The sequence below is a fragment of the Primorskyibacter marinus genome, assembly GCF_003313245.1.
In the GTDB taxonomy this organism is placed as follows: Bacteria; Pseudomonadota; Alphaproteobacteria; order Rhodobacterales; family Rhodobacteraceae; genus Primorskyibacter; species Primorskyibacter marinus.
Map to the genome: position 1 here is coordinate 1 of NZ_QJSD01000009.1, position 17,389 is coordinate 17,389.

The window sequence follows — 17,389 nt, forward strand, 5'->3', positions numbered from 1 at the left end:
GAGTGAGGGGCCAGCCCCTCACACTCCCCGGAGTATTTTTGCCAATGAGAATTTGAAAGAGGGGCTGGCGAGAGAAGGCGGGGTTCGGGATGACGGAGGCTGGAATATGGTTTTCTAGCCTCGGTCGACTGGTTCTGGACGGCCCGTCTCTGCATCGTTTCCTGTCAGAATGTCCGCCGGAAAGTTATGCCCCGCCCCCGGTGCCTGTCTGGGGGCAGGTGCTGGATGCCGCTTCAGATGTCCGGGTAGATCGGGAAGCGTTTGCACAGCGCTTCGACTTCGGCGCGGATCTTGACTTCGACCTCTGTGTTGCCGTCTTCGCCGTTGGCTGCGAGGCCGTCGACCACCTGGATGATCCAGTCGGCGATCTGGCGGAATTCGGCCTCACCGAAGCCGCGTGTGGTACCGGCGGGGCTGCCCAGCCGGATGCCGCTGGTCACGGTCGGCTTTTCGGGATCGAATGGCACGCCGTTCTTGTTGCAGGTGATATGCGCCCGCCCCAGGGCCTTTTCCGTGGCGTTGCCTTTCACGCCTTTGGGCCGCAGGTCGACCAGCACCACATGCGTGTCGGTGCCGTGGGTGACCGTGTCCAGCCCGCCCTTGATCAGCTGGTCGCTCAGCGCCTGCGCGTTGGCGATGACCTGTTTGGCATAGGTCTTGAAGGAGGGGTCCAGCGCCTCGCCGAAAGCCACCGCCTTGGCCGCGATCACATGCATCAGCGGGCCGCCCTGGATGCCGGGGAAGATCGCCGAGTTGACCTTTTTGGCGATCTCCTCGTCATTGGTCAGGATCATGCCGCCGCGGGGCCCGCGCAGGGTTTTATGCGTCGTCGTGGTGGCGACATGCGCATGCGGGAAGGGGCTGGGATGTTCGCCCGCGGCCACGAGACCGGCGAAATGCGCCATGTCGACCAGCAGATAGGCACCCACGCTGTCGGCGATCTCGCGCATCCGGGCAAAGTCGATCCGGCGCGGAATCGCCGACCCACCGGCGATCAGCAGCTTGGGCTTATGTTCCGCCGCCAGCGCCGCAACCTGATCGTAATCCAGCATATTGTCCTGCTCGCGCACGCCGTATTGGACCGAGTTGAACCATTTGCCCGACTGGTTGGGCCGCGCGCCATGGGTCAGGTGACCGCCCGCATCGAGGCTCATGCCCAGGATGGTGTCGCCGGGTTTGATCAGCGCCTGGAACACGCCCTGATTGGCCTGGCTGCCGGAATTGGGCTGCACATTGGCAAAGCCGCAGCCAAACAGCTGGCAGGCGCGGTCGATGGCAAGGTTTTCGGCCACATCGACCCAGTCACAGCCACCGTAATAGCGCCGGCCCGGATAGCCTTCGGCATATTTGTTGGTCAGCACAGAGCCCTGCGCCTGCATCACCGCCCGGCTGACGATGTTCTCGGAGGCGATCAACTCGATCTCGTCGCGCTGGCGGCCAAGCTCGCCCGTGATCGCGGCAAATACATCCGCGTCACGATCAGAAAGCGGTTCAGTGAAAAATCCTGTGTTACGAGGCGGAACGGTCATAGGCGGTCACTCCGGTTGGGGGGTGCGTTTGGAAAGGATGCCAGTTCCTACCCCACGTCAGCCAAAGTGCAAAGATCGTAAAGCGACAATCCGGATCATTCAGTCCGCCAATGCTGGCCCTTCGAAGAAACTTGTGTTTGTTTTGGAAATGTATCGTCTTGTTTCAGGAAAAATGCACCTTTCATGTCCCTTCGAATCGCCTTTTGCGCCAGCGATGCGCCACTTGCCCGTGCAGCGCTTGCCGCCTTGAGTCGTCAATATGGCGATCATGCCGAACCGCATGCCGACGTGATCGTGGCCCTGGGGGGCGACGGGTTCATGCTGGAAACGCTGCACCGCACCCGTGACCTGCCCGCCCCGGTTTACGGAATGAACCGAGGCACTGTTGGCTTTCTGATGAACGAATACAGCGAAGCGGGCCTTGAGGAACGGCTGGCCGCAGCGGAAAAGGCCGTGATCAACCCGCTTTTGATGCAGGCGGAAACCACCGATGGCACGCGGCATGAGAATCTTGCGATCAACGAGGTGTCGTTGCTGCGTGCAGGCCCGCAGGCGGCGCATCTGCGGATCAGCGTCGATGGCAAGCTGCGCATGGCCGAACTGGTCTGCGACGGAGCACTGGTGGCCACCCCCGCCGGGTCGACCGCCTACAACTACTCGGCCCATGGCCCGATTCTGCCGATCCGGTCGGATGTGCTTGCCCTGACGGCGGTTGCGCCTTTTCGCCCACGGCGGTGGCGTGGCGCGCTGCTGCCAAAATCGGCGCATGTCCGGTTCGAGGTGCTGGAGCCGGAAAAGCGACCGGTGATGGCAGACACCGATGGAAAATCCGTGCGCAACGTGTCCGTGGTGGACATCCATTCGGACGCGTCAGTCGAGCATCACATCCTGTTCGACCCCGGTCATGGACTGGAAGAAAGACTGATCCGCGAACAGTTTGTTTGATAGTGTCTGCGCTCTGGGGGCAAGGTTCGAAAGCGCCCGCCCAGCTCAGAACCCGTCGCAAAGATGGGCCGCTCAAACGAATGACGGTGCCCCATTGCTGGGACACCGTCGTCTCGTCATTAAAAAAATACTCGTTCAAATCATACGCCGCACAGAGGCGGATAAAGGTTTTGCGCATACACAGGGTCTTGATCTGGTACCGCGGGACTGGTGCGGATGCGGCAATTTCTCCCTGTGACCGGCTTTGCTTCTGAGGTGTTGGGCCCTCGGTCCGCTCTGTCGGCTGCCTCTTCATATTAGCGTCACCCTGACGCTTTGTCGCCCCAGTTTGTCCGGGTAAATCCGCCGATATTATGGTAATTCGTGCAGGTGAGACCTTTGGACCTGTAAAAAACATCAGGTTCAGAGATGGAAGGCGCTCAAATATCGATTTCACATCGAAATGGTCGGCCCAATGATTCGGATTTTTCAGAGCCCGCCTGAAATCTCTATTATTCCTAATAATATCAACGTGTTAATTCTCGCCTCGCGCCTCCCGCGTTGCGCCAACAGGCCTTCGCTTCGAAGAAAATATTCACCGTCGATGCGCTTAAGCGTCTGGCGTTGCAAGGCTTTTTACGGGTCGGACACGGAAGTCCTCATCCTGACGCTCATCAGAAGCATGCGTGACGCCATACCGCGTCACTCCAGTTGGCCCCACAGGTCATACTCGCCAGCCTCATCAACCTTGACCCGGACAATATCGCCAACGGACAAGCCTTCGGTCCCTGCGTCGATGAACAGATTCCCGTCGATTTCAGGCGCATCGGCTTTGGTGCGGCAGGTCGCAATGCCGTCCGCATCAATATCGTCCACGATGACCTCTTGCAGCGTGCCGACCTTGGCCTCCAATTTGGCTTCGGAAATTGCCTGTGCTTTCTCCATGAACCGGTTCCAGCGGTCCTGCTTGACCTCTGCGGGCACATGATCCGGCAGATCATTGGACCGCGCACCGGCGACGTTTTCATATTGAAAGCACCCGACCCGATCCAGTTGCGCCTCGTCCATCCAATCCAGAAGGGTCTGGAACTCGGCCTCGGTCTCGCCGGGATAGCCGACGATGAAGGTTGAGCGCAGGGTGATGTCCGGGCAGATGTCGCGCCAGGCGGCGATCTCATCCAGTGTCTTGGACCCGGCGGCAGGCCGCGCCATGCGTTTCAGGACATCCGGATGCGCGTGCTGGAACGGGATGTCCAGATAGGGCAGCAGTTTGCTGTCCCCTGCCCCGGCGGCCCCCTCCATCAGGGGGATCAGGTTGCGCACGAACGGATAGGGATAAACGTAATGCAGCCGCACCCAGGCACCCAAGCTGCCCAGATCGCGCGCCAGATCGGTGATATGCGCCCGGTGCCCGCGATCCTCGGCATGGCGGATATCCAGCCCGTAGGCAGAGGTGTCCTGCGAAATGACCAGCAGCTCTTTGACGCCGTTTTCAACCAGCTTTTCCGCCTCACGCACAATGGCATGGGCAGGACGCGAGGCCAGCCGTCCGCGCATATCGGGGATGATGCAGAATTTGCACTTGTGATTGCAGCCCTCGGAAATCTTCAGATAGCTGTAATGGCGCGGTGTCAGCTTTACGCCCGAAGCTGGCAACAGATCCACAAACGGATCTGGATCGGGCGGCACGGCGATATGCACCGCATCCAGCACTTGTTCATATTGATGCGGGCCAGTGACGGCCAGAACGCGCGGATGCACCCCGGTGATATAGTCCGGCTCTGCACCCAGACAGCCGGTGACGATCACCCGGCCATTTTCGTTCAGCGCCTCTCCGATTGCCTCCAGGCTTTCGGCCTTGGCGGTGTCCAGAAATCCGCAGGTGTTCACAATCACCGCATCCGCGCCGGAATAGTCGGCCGAGATGCCGTAGCCTTCGGCGCGCAGCCGGGTCAGGATGCGTTCGCTGTCCACCAGCGCCTTGGGGCAACCAAGACTGACCATGCCGATTGTCGGCTGGCCGACACGGCGGCTGTCATCATAGCGCGCACGCGGCGCAAGGTCGGGGCGAAGATTCGGCGGGTTCTGCGTCATGCGCCCTCTTACAGTCCCATTTTGCGGCAGAAAAGAGCGAAGACGGTGCCATCTCGCTTGCGTGTACCGCACCTTCGCGTCACGCTACGCGCAAAACCCTATGGTAATCGGTAAGGGAGCAGCCCGATGCGCCTTGTGTTCCGCCTTCTTTCAGCGGTCGTCATCCTGATTCTTCTGGCCGTCGTCGGTGTTCTGATGCTGCCGGGCGAACGGCTCGCGCACCTTGCTTCGTCGCAATTGTCCAAGCAGTTGGGCCGCGAGGTCACGATCGGAGGCGATGTCTCGCTGACCTTCTGGCCAACGCTGTCGATCAGCACCGGTCCGTTGGAGGTGGCAAATGCCGATTGGGCCGGGGACACGCCGTTGTTGCGCGCGCAGGCCGCGCGGATCGGAATGGACGCGGCCGCCCTGCTGTCAGGTGACATCACCTTTCGCATGATCGAGGCCGACGCGCCCCGGATCACGCTGATCACTGACGCAAACGGCCGCGGCAACTGGGAGCTGTCCACGACAGAGGCCAAGCAGACCGACGCCGCGCCAGCCCCGTCATCCGATCAGACACCTGCCATTCCCGTCTTCACGCTGGATCGCCTGCGACTGAGCGATGCGTCGCTCGACTGGCGCGCGGCGGGTGCCGACCCGGTGGTGATAGAAGGCGTCGATCTGGACCTTGCGTGGCCCGACCGCGAAGGCCCGGCGACGTTTGACCTGACATTGCGGCCCCAGGGCGACCCGTTGCGCATCGCCGCCACGATAGGCCGCCCGCAGGCGATGATGACCGGTGCCGTTGGACCTCTGGTCGCCTCGCTGGACGCGCCGGGTGGCACGGCGAAGTTTGACGGCACGTTCGGCACCAAGCCAGAGGCACAGGGCGCTGTGTCGTTCGATCTTGCGGATACGGCCCGATTTCTGGCCGCGCTCGGCATTGCGGGCGTTGATCTGCCACAGGGTCTGGGGCGCAAGGCCAACGGCACGGGCCAGATCACCCTGTCCGAAGGCAACCGGCTGGCCCTGCGTGACGGAAAACTCACCCTGGACAGCAACAGATTGCAAGCGGCGGCGGATATCGCGCTGGACGCCAAGCCGCGTGTGACTGCGCAGCTCAGTGCCGACGCGCTGGATTTCTCCGGTTTAGCGCAGGGCGATAGCGGTGGCGGAAACGGCGGCGGGTCCGGAAATGCAGCGGGTTGGTCCAGGGCGGCGATTGATGCGTCAGGCCTGGCCGCCTTCGACGGAAAGGTTTCGCTGGAGGCCGGGGCCATTGAGCTTGGCACGCTGACACTTGGCAAGACCCGCACCGTAATGACGCTCGACCGGTCCCGCGCGGTCTTTGCCCTGAACGAAGTGCGTGCTTATGACGGGCTCATCACCGGGGAATTTGTCGCCAACAACCGCAATGGCCTGTCAGTCGGCGGCAAGCTGCGCGCCTCGGGTGTCGAGATGCAGACGCTTCTGAACGATGCCGCTGATGTTAGCCGTTTCTCGGGCAAGGCGGATGCGTCGCTCAACTTTCTTGGTGTCGGGCAGAGCACTGCCGCGATCATGTCCTCTCTCAAGGGCGACGGATCGGTGCAAGCCGGTCCCGGCGTGATTTCCGGCATCGATCTGGATCAGCTTTTCCGGGCAGGCGGTGTCGGCGGTGGCACCACGGTTTTCGACACGCTGTCTGCCACCTACACCATCGCGGGCGGCGTGTTGCGCAACAAGGATCTGGCCATGTCCCTGCCCGGCATCAAGGCCGAGGGGGAAGGCAAGGTCAACATTGGCGCGCGGAGCCTGGATTATCTGGTGGTCCCCACGGCGCTGAACGCGCGTGACGGGCGCGGGCTGGCTATCCCGGTGCGCATCAAGGGGCCGTGGGACGCGCCCGCCATTCGCGCGGATATGGGCGAAGCAATTGACCGCAACCTCGCCGAAGAGCGCAAGCAACTGGAAGACGATGTGCGCAGCAAGGTCAGCGAGAAGCTGGAGAAGGAGCTGGGCGTCACGGTCGAGCAAGGCGACAGCATCGAAGATGCCCTCCAGCGGAAACTGGAGGAGGAGGCCGCCAAAGGGCTGTTAAGGCTGTTGGGGAAATAGGCGGAAAGCGGGCGCGGCTCTGCGCCGACCGCACCCTGTGGTCGCGCAAACCACCGTCAAACCCGACACTTGGCCCCTGGCCCTGCCCTATTTCTTCTTCAGCGCGTCCAGCAGGGCCGAACCGAAAGCGCCCGGTTGGTCCGGTTTGCCTGCGGGCTTGCTTGAATGGCTGGAGGCACCCCGCGGCCCTTTGCCCGGACCGCGGCCACCACCATTACTGCCTTTGCCGCCGGGGCCACCCCTCGCCGCGCCGGGGGCGGCATCACGCTCTGCCTTTGCAGACCGGGCAGAATCCCCGCCATCCTTGCGCATCGTCAGCCCGATACGTTTGCGCGGCACGTCCACCTCGGTCACGCGGACCTTGACCACGTCACCGGCTTTGACCACCTCATGCGGGTCTTTCACGAACCGGTCCGCCAACTGGCTGACATGCACCAGACCGTCCTGATGCACGCCGACATCCACAAACGCACCGAAAGCCGCGACATTGCTGACCGTTCCTTCCAGCACCATACCGGGTTTGAGATCCTTTATGTCCTCAACCCCGTCGGCAAAGCTGGCCGTCTTGAACTCCGGGCGCGGGTCGCGGCCGGGCTTTTCCAGCTCCGACAGGATGTCGCGCACCGTTGGCAGGCCAAAGCTGTCATCGACGAAATCCTCAGGCTTTAATCCGCGCAACGCGCCGCTATCGCCCATGATCGACCGCAGATCGCGCCCGCAGGCCTGCACGATCCGGCGCGCCACGCCGTAAGCTTCGGGGTGAACCGAGGACGCGTCCAGCGGTTCCTTGCCGTCCCGGATCCGCAGGAAACCCGCGCATTGTTCAAACGCCCTTGGCCCCAGCCGCGCGACTTTCAGCAACTCCTTGCGCGCCGCGAATGCCCCGTTGCTGTCGCGATGCGCCACGATGGATTCCGCCAGCCCCGGCCCAAGCCCCGAGACATGCGCCAGCAGCGGCGCGGAGGCGGTGTTGAGATCCACGCCCACCGCGTTCACCGCATCCTCGACCACGGCTTCCAGGGATTTGGACAGGCGCGATTGATCAACGTCATGCTGGTACTGGCCAACGCCAATGCTCTTGGGTTCGATCTTTACCAGTTCGGCCAGCGGATCCTGCAACCGCCGCGCGATGGACACGGCCCCGCGCAGGGAAACATCCAGATCAGGAAACTCGCGCGCCGCCAGTTCCGACGCCGAATAGACCGAGGCACCGGCCTCTGACACCACCACCTTTGTGGGCTGTTTTACGCCCGCAGGCAGCAGCTTCAGCGTCTCGGCCACCAGCCGTTCGGTTTCCCGGCTGGCTGTGCCGTTGCCGATGGCGATCAGATCCACGCCATGCCCCTTGATCAGCCGCAGGATCGCCTCTTGCGCGCCGCGCGTGTCGTTCTTGGGCTGGAACGGGTACAGCGTATCTGTCGCCACCACCTTGCCCGTGGCGTCGATCACCGCCGCCTTGACGCCCGTGCGGATGCCGGGGTCAAGTCCCAGCGTCGCGCGCGCCCCCGCCGGTGCCGCCAGCAGCAAATCCTTGAGGTTACGGGCAAAAACCGAAATCGCCTCTTCCTGTGCGCGGGCGCGCAGATCGCCCAGCAGCTCGAACATCATCGACATGGACAGCTTTACCCGCCATGTCCAGCCCGCCATCTTGCGCAGCCACACATCGCCCGCGCCATCCGTCCGGCATTCCAGCCCCGCTGCGACCATGCGTTCGGCCCGTTCGGCCCCCTCTTCGGGATCGGGCGCAATATCCACCGTCACGACGCCCTCTTTCGAGGCGCGCAACATCGCCAGCGCCCGGTGCGAAGGCACATCCGCCCACCGTTCGCGGTGGTCGAAATAGTCCGAGAACTTCGCGCCCTTTTCTTCCTGCCCCTTGACCAGTTTGGCGGTCAGGAACGCTTCTTTCTGCATGAAAGCCCGCAGATTGCCCAGCAGTCCCGCATCCTCTGTCAGCCGCTCTGCCAGAATATCTCGCGCGCCTTCCAGCGCCTGTTTCGTGCCTTCGACAGCCTCTGACAAATAGCTCTTTGCCAAAACCTCCGGATCTGCGGAACGGTCGGCCAGAATCTCCTCCAGCAGCGGTTCCAGCCCGTTTTCGCGGGCAATCATCGCCTTTGTCCGGCGCTTGGGTTTGTAAGGCAGATAGATATCTTCCAGCGTCGCTTTGGTTTCCGCCCCGGCGATGGCGCGGGCCAGTTCGTCGGTCAGCTTGTCCTGCCCCTTGATCGACTCCAGAATGCTCGCACGCCGCGCTTCCAGCTCTCGCAGATAGGCCAGACGGTCGGCCAGATTGCGCAACTGCGTATCGTCCAGCCCGCCCGTCGCCTCTTTGCGGTAGCGCGCGACAAACGGCACGGTCGCCCCGCCATCCAGCAAGGCAACAGCGGCGTTGACCTGCCCCGGCTGGGCGCTGATCTCTGTGGCAATGGTCCGGGCGATGCGATTACTGGTATCCACGGGGCGTCTTTCTGTCTGGCTTCGGGACGTCCGTCATATCGCTACGCCGCGCGCGCGCCAAGGGGTCTGCGCGACCTCTCGCCAAAGCGGAGCCGTTGCAAGGTTTAACACGCGACCGGCCATCCACAGATCCAACTTTAGGCGCGTCGCAAATCCTGTGCAGGCGTGATATGTCCACTATGCACTTATTTTGGGCGGAAGACATGATCGCGCATAATCACGTTCAGGAAATAGAAAGCGTTCTGGACGGACGTATAACCGGGCGGGACAGTCAGGTGTCGGATTCCTGGAAACGCTGCGTCGAGGTTTATGGCATGGACCCGTCCCGTGCCGACCCTGCGCATATCGTGACCGAAACGGAACTGCGCGAACATCGCATGCAGGCTGAACGGATGATCGCCTCGGCGCGCTCTGGCCTGCAAAGCCTTTTCCGGCAGGTTGCCCGACAAAATTATACCGTATTGCTGACGGATGCCAAAGGCGTCTGCGTCGACTTCTTCGGCGACCGGAACTTTGAGACTGAACTGCGCGGCTCGGGGCTGTTCATGGGCGCGGACTGGTCCGAAGAACTGGCCGGGACCAGCGCCGCGGGGGCCTGCATCGTCACCGGAGAGCCAGTGACGATCCATCAAGACGACCATTTCGGCAACGCGCATACGGCGCTGTCCTGCACGGCGGCGCCCATTTATGACAGTATGGGCCAACTGGCCGCGGTGTTGGACATCTCACTGTTACAATCCCCTTCCCCCAAATCCAGCCAGAACCTGGCCATGAGCATGGTGACGGCTTCGGCAAGGCGGGTCGAAATGGCCAACCTGATGGCCCAAAGCCGCCGGGAATGGGTGCTGCGGCTGTCGGCCAGCCCCGAGTTTCTGGACGTCGATCCAGAGGCAGCGGTGACGCTGGACGGCTCTGGCCGGATCATCGGCTTCACCCGCGGTGCCGACAAGCTGTTCCGAGGCAATGCGCCAACGCTTCTTGGCCAGCGGATCGATTCCTTGCTGGCTTTGTCAGTCGACGATCTGCCTGATCTGATGCGGGACCGGCCGACCGAGGACCGCGTCGTCAACATGCCCGACGGAGGCGCGTTGTTCGGTCATGCCATCGCGCCACAGGCACCAAGATCGACGGGGGCCGTAACCCGCAGGCTGCAAAGCAAAGGCGGATCTCTGGCGGCGCTGGCGGGGCCGGACCCAGAAATGCAACGTCTGCTGATGCAGGCCGAGCGGCTGGCAACCACGGATGTGCCATTGATCCTTTCGGGGGAAACCGGCACCGGCAAGATGCGGATTGCGCGGGCACTGCATGTGGCCACAGGAAAGGATCGCGACCTGATCACCGTCGAATGCGCCGCGCAGACGCCGGACAGGCTGATCGAGGCCTTGGGGCCACCCGGCCCGATGCGCGCAACGCTTATCCTGCGACGGATCGAGGAGCTTCCACCGGATGTACAGGCGCTGCTGTCGGCGCTGCTGGACGAACGCCCCGGATTGCGCCCCGTGGCAACCAGTTGCGTTGATCTTGGGCAGGCGGTCCATGAGGGCAGTTTTCACAAACCCCTGTTCTATCGGATTTCCGGGGCTTTTCTGTCTGTGCCACCGCTGCGGAAACGCCGGGATCTGGATTGGTTGATGGACCGGCTATTGCGGCGGCGCGCACCCGACGAGCTGCGGCTTTCACCCTCGGCAAGGGCCGAGCTGGCAGGTCGCGTCTGGACAGGAAACCTGCACGAGCTGGAACGGGTTCTTGATGTGGCCGTCGCCTTATGTGATGGCGATGTCATCGACCTTCCCGACCTGCCTGTTCCGGCAGATTCCGGACCGGCCGCGCCTGAAGAGGACTCGCTAGAGGATGTCCTGGAGGCCTGCGGCTGGAACATGGCGCAGGCGGCGCGACGACTGGGCGTCAACCGCTCTACGGTAATGCGGCGGGTGCGCCGTTCCGGATTGACCCTCCCGCTTTGACACGTCGCGTTGCGCGCCGTTGCGCGTGCAACACCCTGCCCTTCTTTCCCCGGACTTCCTTGGCTATCCTGCCGATAAAGCTGGCATCCGCCGCATGAAATACCACAGGATTACGCAATAGAGACGCGAATGAGGAGGATACGCGATGCTCGATACAACCGTGACAACCCGCACGCAGCAGGTGCTGGACACATTGAATGCCGCTTTTGCGGATGGCGATGTGGACCGAATCAAGGAACAGTTCGCCACTGACAGCTACTGGCGCGACCTGGTGGCCTTTACCTGGAACCTGAAGACAGCCGAAGGCCCGGAGGAGATCGGCCAGATGCTGAACAGCCAACTGGCCTCGGTGAAGCCCCGGAACTTCAGCCTGCAAGACGGCGAGACACCGGCCGAGGAAGACGGCGTTACCACCGCCTGGATCACCTTCGAGACCGAGGTCGGGCGCGGCTGGGGGCTGATGCGCCTGAAGGACGACCGGATCTGGACGCTTCTGACCGCGTTGCAGGAACTCAAGGGCCATGAGGAACAGCGTGGCACACGCCGTCCGATGGGGGCGCAACATGGTGCCGGCAAGAACCGGACCACCTGGAAGGAAGAACGCGAGACGGAAACCGCGAAGCTGGGATATGACACCCAGCCCTATACCGTCATCGTCGGTGGCGGTCAGGGCGGCATTGCGCTGGGTGCGCGCCTGCGTCAGCTTGGCGTGCCGACCATCGTTCTGGACAAGCATGACCGTCCGGGCGACCAATGGCGCAAACGCTACAAATCGCTCTGCCTGCATGATCCGGTCTGGTACGATCATCTTCCTTACATGAAATTCCCCGACAACTGGCCGGTCTTCACGCCCAAAGACAAGGTCGGCGACTGGCTGGAAATGTATACCAAGGTGATGGAACTGAACTACTGGTCCCGGTCCGAAGTGATCAAGGCCAGCTTTGACGAGGCCGCGAACCAATGGACCGTCGAGGTCAACCGCGACGGCGAAACCGTTATCCTGAAGCCCACGCAACTGGTGCTGGCAACGGGCATGTCCGGCAAGCCGCATATGCCCGAATTTCCCGGCATGGATGATTTCAAGGGCGAAATCCAACACTCGTCGCAACATGACGGGCCGGATGCCTGGACCGGCAAGAAGGTTGTCGTGGTCGGGTCGAACAATTCGGCACATGACATCTGTGCCGCGCTTTGGGAACACGATGTCGATGTGACGATGGTGCAGCGATCCTCCACACATATCGTCCGGTCGGATACGCTGATGGATATCGGCATGGGCGCGCTTTATTCTGAAGAGGCCGTTGCCAATGGCGTGACCACGGAAAAGGCGGACATGATCTTTGCCTCCTTGCCCTACCGGATCCTGCATGAATTCCAGATCCCGCTTTACGAACAGATGCGCGAACGCGATGCCGAATTCTATGCCGGTCTGGAAAAGGCCGGGTTCGAACTGGACTGGGGGGATGACAATTCTGGCCTGTTCATGAAATACCTGCGCCGCGGTTCCGGGTATTACATCGATGTGGGTGCCAGCCAGTTGATCATTGACGGCGAGGTCAAGCTGGTCAAAGGCCAGGTTGATCATTTCGAGGCAGATGCCGTCGTGCTGTCAGATGGCACGCGGCTTGAAGCGGATCTCGTGGTGATGGCCACCGGCTATGGGTCGATGAACGGCTGGGCTGCGGATCTGATCAGCCAGGAGGTCGCGGACAAGATCGGCAAGGTCTGGGGGCTTGGCTCGGACACGACCAAGGATCCCGGCCCCTGGGAGGGCGAGCAGCGCAATATGTGGAAGCCCACGCAGCAGCAGAACCTGTGGATGCATGGCGGCAACCTGCACCAGTCCCGGCACTATTCACTGTATCTGGCCCTGCAATTGAAAGCGCGGTTTGAAGGGCTGGAAACACCTGTCTACGGCCTTCAGGACGTCCACCACCTACGCTGAGACACGCGCCACTCCGGATTTTTGACCGGAGACATATCAAACAAGCTTCTTCGGGACAGACGTTCCGAAGAAGCACATCGGCACACCGTTGCCACGTCAAAGCGATTGCCGAAACCAAGAAAAGCTCGGCAAGACCCGGCGCATCATCGCCCGGTCGGCTGCCTTAGGATGTCCGGTCTGCTTGCGCCTTGAACGCGACGTCAGACTTTGTCGCTGTCCGGCAGGGATTGCGAAAAAATTGCTGCATCGCAGCAATGAAGGCTTGAATTGCGGCACTGCAGCATTCATATGGGATGCAGACACGCAAAGCGGGAATGGTCCCGCCAAGCCAAAGGAATTAGACATGACCAAGACAACTGATATAACCGCGATGTTCAAAGACGCAATGGCCGCCTTCCCGATCGACGCTTCCGCAGCCGAAGGTGCCTTCAAATCGACAGCTGACCTGAACGAAAAGATCAGCACCGTTGCCCTGACCGCCGTCGAAGAGTCGACAGCGATCTCCACAAAGTGGACCCAGGACACGCTGAAAGGCATCTCGGACGTCTCGAAAGCAAAAGCTCAGCCGACAGATTATGCTCAGGCGATGACCGATTTCGTATCCAACTACTCCAAAGCCGCGACAGAGCATATGACAGCCTTCGCCGAAATCGCGAAGAAAGCTCAGGCTGACACGCTGGAACTGATGACGGCTGCGGGCAAGACATTCAGCGAAGACGCAACTTCGGCTGTAAAGTCGGCGACTGCTGCGAAGTAAGGTGACTATACCAAGCGTTGTTTTCTTGGAAAGCGCGCTTGGCAAGGGCAGGCCTCACAAGGGCCTGCCATTTTTGCATTTAAGTTGCTGCATTGGGCAAGAGCCGCCCCGCGCCACGGGGTACAACCTGTTGCGACGCGGTATTTCGGGCGCAAATTTCCGATGCCCCCTAGCGGGAGATTTCCCGCCAAACAAAGGAACCTCAATATGAGCAAGACACCTGACATGTCCGCGATCATTAAGGACGCAATGGCGACATTTCCTTTCGGCGTGACCTCTCTTACGGGCGCGTTTCAGTCCACCGCCGAACTGAATGAGAAAATCAATGCTGTGGCGCTGGATGCCGCGTCGAAGTCTCTTGATGTTTCCACACAGTGGAGCAAGGACGCGCTGGCAGGGTTGTCGGATATGTCCGCGGCCAAATCGCAACCGACAGATTATGCCCGCGCAATGTCGGTTTTCGCATCCAGTTATTCCAAGGCGGCGACCGCGCATATGATGACATTCGCCGAGATCGCCAAGAAAGCGCAAACCGATGCGATCGGAGTGATGACAAACGCTGGCGGGAACCTGGCCAAAGCCGCCCCCGCTGCAACAAAACCGTCCGGTCAAAAAGCTGCCAAGCCCGCAAAAGCGACTGGCAAGCCGGTGACTGACACTGCCAAGCCCGCCAAAGCTGGCGTCAAATCCGCCAAGAACGCGGCAAAGCCTGCCGTGAACACATCGGCCAAAATGGATGCTTCGGCAGAAAAAACCGCGCCCAAGGCCGCTGCTGCAGTCGCCAAGCCCGCCGAAAAGCCTGCGACCTCAACCGTGAGGGCAAGCAAAAAAGCTGCGACTTCGGCCGCAAAGCCTGCGCCCAAACCAGCCTCATCCACTGTCAGGTCCACCGAAAAGACAGCTGCGCCCGACGTGAACGCTGCTGGCAAAACCGCTGCGCCGGCGGGCAAGCCCACCGAAAAGCTTGCCATGAATACACCTGCCAAGACGCTCGCGGAACCGGCGGCCAAGCCTGCGCCCAAGACCGCCGCCGCCACTGCCCCGGCAAAAACCACGACGCGCACCGCACCTGCCAAAGCGGCAGAGCCGAAATCCGCTTCTGCGTCCAATTCGGCACGCAAGAACAAAACTGCGGCCACAAAGACAACAGGCCCTTCAAAATAAGCGAACGCCGACTCTCGTCGCGCAGCACTTCAAAAGGCAGGCCTAAAAAAGGGCCTGCCTTACTGCTTTGTGCAGGGCAAGACGTGTTCGACCTGAAGATTTCACTGCGTGAACGCGTAAATTTCCAACACTCCGCGGCGTTTGCGACAAGTCTACCGCGCATGGAAAAATAGTTCGAACAGGCAGCGCCGACGGAACGCCCGACATCGGCCTGCGACTGCCAGCTTCTCCGCCCCATGCCTTGCAAACCGTTTTGACAGGCATGCTCATCCGCGCCAACGCGTTTTTGCTGGCCATATTGAAAAATGAACACCCTTCCTGACACCATTCGATCACACGCCTTTGTAGACGGTGACAAAACCAAATCATCGGCCCGACATTCTTAACCACCATCGGGAATTCAGCTTGTTCCTCTTTGACTTGATTGTGAACACAGATTAACATGCGCTTAACAAACAGGCATCCAAGGATACGGCAATGGCCACGACATTTACTGTTTTTTCGTTGGGTGTGATGCCAATCTGGGATCCCGTGGAAGGCAACAACTTGGTTTCCACAGTCGCGGTGAACCAGTCCTTGGGCACCTATGGCTCGGCTTCAGATCCACTGTCTTTCGATCGCCATGAGTTTTCGCCTGCGGGCAATGGCTTCAGCGGCGGTGCGGCAGGAGCGTACGACACCGACAACAATGTTTCCAATGATCAGTTCAGCATCGATGGCGGGGCCCCGCAAACGCATGATGCAACCATGCTGTTTAACGCGACCATCACCTATGAGGATGGGACGACGGCCGACATTTCTGCGGTCCTCTTTCAAGATACGCTGGGCAACACATACTGGGCACCGGAAACGTCCGCCAACGCAGATCAGGCTGCAATCAATGCGCAACCGATACAATCCTTGGAACTGCTGTCACCCATCTACGCAAATGGCTCGACCAATGAAGCATATAACCTAGCTGCGGACCGGCAAGACACGTTGCCACTTTGTTTCTCAAAAGGTGCGCTTGTCGGCTGTCCGTGTGGTGAACGTCCCGTAGAAAGCCTTGCGGCAGGCGATCTGGTCTTGACGCGGGATCACGGTGCGGTTCCGATCCGCTGGGTCGGCCACCGCAAGTTGAGCAAGACCGAACTCGACGCAAACCCGAAGCTGCGCCCGGTACGGATTCTGGCTGGCGCGCTTGGTGATGGGTTTCCGACGCGCGATCTTGTCGTCTCGCGCCAGCATAGGGTGCTGGTGCAATCGAAAATTGCGAAACGGATGTTCGGCGCTGCCGAGGTGTTGATCCCGGCCATCAAGCTGACCGAGTTGCCCGGAATATTCATCGACGATGCTTTTGATGTTGTGGAATACTATCATATTCTACTCGACACTCACGAAATCCTCCATGTGGAAGGAACCGGGGCCGAAAGCCTGCTCACGGGACCGGAAGCGTTGAAATCAGTCGGACCCGACGCGCGCGAAGAGATCCTGACGATCCTCCCGCAAATCGCAGATTTGAAATATATCCCCAAATCTGCCCGCCTCATCCCGTCCGGTCCGCAGCAGAAAAAGCTGATCGCGAGGCATTTGAAAAACAAGAAAGACCTGTTGAACAGGCACCTCTGACGCATCGCGTCACCCCACGGGCCTCTTCACAACTCGCGATGAACCGTAACGACTGGCCCTGGCTGGGTATTGACCGTGCACCTGCCCTGCCGGGCCAATAGCGTTTCGCATGTCCGCATATCGTTCGTGATTTGCATCAGTTGAACACAGGACCACCCTGACCAGCGCGCAGTCTGGTAGGGACGACCGGTTAATCCACAACTTATTGCGTTTGTCACGAATATTTAGCTTTACAGCTAGAAGCACAGCCCTCACCATATGTTGTAAGGGTGACGGGATTTCCCCCTCACCCTAGAGCAGGCACCAAGCGCTAGGGGTCGCCACCCGGCACCCGCGCTACAACAAAATGAGGTGGCGCCATGGCACTGTCCGAACAATATCTCGAAGAAGACCTTCACCCGATCGACATCGTCGAACATCTGGCCGAGAACCACGAATGGGATTTCGACCGCGTCGGTGACGATCAGATCGCGATGGCCGTTGTTGGGCAATGGCGCACATATTCGATCACCCTGGCCTGGTCGGCCTATGACGAAACCCTGCGGATGATCTGCACCTTCGACATGGACCCGCCGCCCGAAAAGATGCCGGCGCTGCACGAGGGCCTCAATCTGGTGAATGATCAATGCTGGGCCGGCGCGTTCAGCTACTGGGCAGAGCCCAGGTTGATGGTCTATCGCTACGGGTTGATCCTTGCGGGCGGTCAGGTTGCCAGCCCCGATCAGATCGACACGATGATCACCGCCGCCGTGCTGAGTGCTGAACGCTATTACCCCGCCTTCCAACTGATGGTCTGGGGCGATCAATCCCCGAAAGACGCGCTTCAGGTCGCCATTGCAGAGGCCTACGGTCGCGCGTAACACTA

11 protein-coding genes are annotated in these 17,389 nt (G+C 60.8%); 8 read left to right on the forward strand and 3 right to left on the reverse strand.

From position 1 onward, the window contains the following. Nucleotides 1–233 precede the first annotated feature (233 nt). The gene (gene glyA, locus DMZ65_RS12010; protein ID WP_116599136.1) at nucleotides 234–1,529 is read right to left on the reverse strand and encodes a serine hydroxymethyltransferase; all 1,296 of its coding nucleotides are present in this window, start codon (nucleotides 1,527–1,529) and stop codon (nucleotides 234–236) included. A 183-nt stretch (nucleotides 1,530–1,712) separates the two neighbouring features. Between glyA and DMZ65_RS12015 the strand changes: the two genes are divergently transcribed. Next, nucleotides 1,713–2,474: an NAD kinase gene (locus DMZ65_RS12015; protein ID WP_116599137.1), complete on the forward strand. Its 762-nt coding sequence runs from the start codon at nucleotides 1,713–1,715 to the stop codon at nucleotides 2,472–2,474. A gap of 681 nt (nucleotides 2,475–3,155) precedes the next feature. Here the strand turns inward: DMZ65_RS12015 and rimO are convergent. Then, nucleotides 3,156–4,547: a 30S ribosomal protein S12 methylthiotransferase RimO gene (rimO, locus tag DMZ65_RS12020; RefSeq protein WP_116599138.1), complete on the reverse strand. Its 1,392-nt coding sequence runs from the start codon at nucleotides 4,545–4,547 to the stop codon at nucleotides 3,156–3,158. A 126-nt stretch (nucleotides 4,548–4,673) separates the two neighbouring features. On the opposite strand from rimO, the gene DMZ65_RS12025 reads away from it, so the two are divergent. Further along, nucleotides 4,674–6,626 carry an AsmA family protein gene (locus DMZ65_RS12025; RefSeq protein WP_116599139.1) on the forward strand — a complete coding sequence of 651 codons (1,953 nt, stop codon included), beginning with the start codon at nucleotides 4,674–4,676 and terminating at the stop codon, nucleotides 6,624–6,626. A gap of 87 nt (nucleotides 6,627–6,713) precedes the next feature. Here DMZ65_RS12025 and DMZ65_RS12030 read toward each other — a convergent pair whose 3' ends face one another. Further along, nucleotides 6,714–9,086: a Tex family protein gene (locus tag DMZ65_RS12030; RefSeq protein ID WP_116599140.1), complete on the reverse strand. Its 2,373-nt coding sequence runs from the start codon at nucleotides 9,084–9,086 to the stop codon at nucleotides 6,714–6,716. A 203-nt stretch (nucleotides 9,087–9,289) separates the two neighbouring features. On the opposite strand from DMZ65_RS12030, the gene DMZ65_RS12035 reads away from it, so the two are divergent. The 6 genes from DMZ65_RS12035 to DMZ65_RS12060 all read left to right on the forward strand — a co-directional run bounded on the left by DMZ65_RS12035 (nucleotide 9,290) and on the right by DMZ65_RS12060 (nucleotide 17,384). Then, a complete protein-coding gene (locus tag DMZ65_RS12035) occupies nucleotides 9,290–11,050 on the forward strand; it encodes a sigma-54-dependent Fis family transcriptional regulator (RefSeq protein ID WP_116599141.1) in 1,761 nt (586 codons plus the stop codon). 145 nt (nucleotides 11,051–11,195) lie between these two features. Continuing rightward, the gene (locus DMZ65_RS12040) at nucleotides 11,196–12,995 is read left to right on the forward strand and encodes an NAD(P)/FAD-dependent oxidoreductase (protein WP_116599142.1); all 1,800 of its coding nucleotides are present in this window, start codon (nucleotides 11,196–11,198) and stop codon (nucleotides 12,993–12,995) included. Nucleotides 12,996–13,338: 343 nt separating this feature from the next. Next, entirely contained in the window at nucleotides 13,339–13,752 is a 414-nt protein-coding gene (locus DMZ65_RS12045; protein WP_116599224.1) for a phasin family protein, read from the forward strand. A 207-nt stretch (nucleotides 13,753–13,959) separates the two neighbouring features. Further along, the gene (locus DMZ65_RS19705) at nucleotides 13,960–14,916 is read left to right on the forward strand and encodes a phasin family protein (RefSeq protein ID WP_116599143.1); all 957 of its coding nucleotides are present in this window, start codon (nucleotides 13,960–13,962) and stop codon (nucleotides 14,914–14,916) included. Nucleotides 14,917–15,393: 477 nt separating this feature from the next. After that, nucleotides 15,394–16,524: a Hint domain-containing protein gene (locus DMZ65_RS12055; protein ID WP_232824983.1), complete on the forward strand. Its 1,131-nt coding sequence runs from the start codon at nucleotides 15,394–15,396 to the stop codon at nucleotides 16,522–16,524. 359 nt (nucleotides 16,525–16,883) lie between these two features. Beyond that, the gene (locus DMZ65_RS12060; protein ID WP_116599144.1) at nucleotides 16,884–17,384 is read left to right on the forward strand and encodes a type III secretion system chaperone family protein; all 501 of its coding nucleotides are present in this window, start codon (nucleotides 16,884–16,886) and stop codon (nucleotides 17,382–17,384) included. Nucleotides 17,385–17,389 lie beyond the last annotated feature (5 nt).